1 protein-coding gene is annotated in these 606 nt (G+C 45.9%); it reads right to left on the reverse strand.

What is annotated here, in order from left to right:
• Positions 1-606, reverse strand: a 606-nt coding sequence (locus R7093_RS26480; protein ID WP_318147184.1) for a helix-turn-helix transcriptional regulator, incomplete at both ends; no start/stop codon positions are given.

The raw sequence follows: 606 nt of genomic DNA on the forward strand, positions 1-606 counted from the left end.
TCGAAGAGAAGTTGTTTAATCACGGGCTCATGAACCGGGAAATGGATGATCGTATTTCCCATGACTTGGAGAATGTCGGTGACTAAGTACTTCAGTATCGAGCGCCCTAAATGCCAAAAGCTGAGAATCCTAAATTCAGACCTCAGCTCTTGATAAATCAAATGGCCAACCAACATGCCTTCACAGTAGTAGAGGCGGGCCTTGCTGGGGGATTCATTGAATTGATTGAGCGTGTCTTCTATTCCGCCGGGCGTGATCAGTTGTTTGTGCACGGCGTTAATTTGCTCATACTCCGTCAAACTGATTTGGCTAAGGGCGCAATTTTTTACATCGGTTACACGGTATTCGTAAACAATGTCTTTAAAGCTCAAATAGATGCTTTTGCTTTGTGAAGCTTTGACCCGTTTGTATTCGCTGGAGGTGTATTGATACTGCTTGCCGATGTAGTGAGCGAAAGCAAGCCGCTTGAGCAAACTGGGCGTTACTTTACCGCTTTCCCACTGGCTTAGTGTGGGTTGATTTAAGCTTTCAAAAGCGCTGTAACTTCGGGCTAGCTCATCCGCTAATTGGCCTTGAGTTAACCCCCTTTCCTTTCGAATAGCAGCC

The organism is Vibrio sp. 1580 (genome assembly GCF_033340055.1).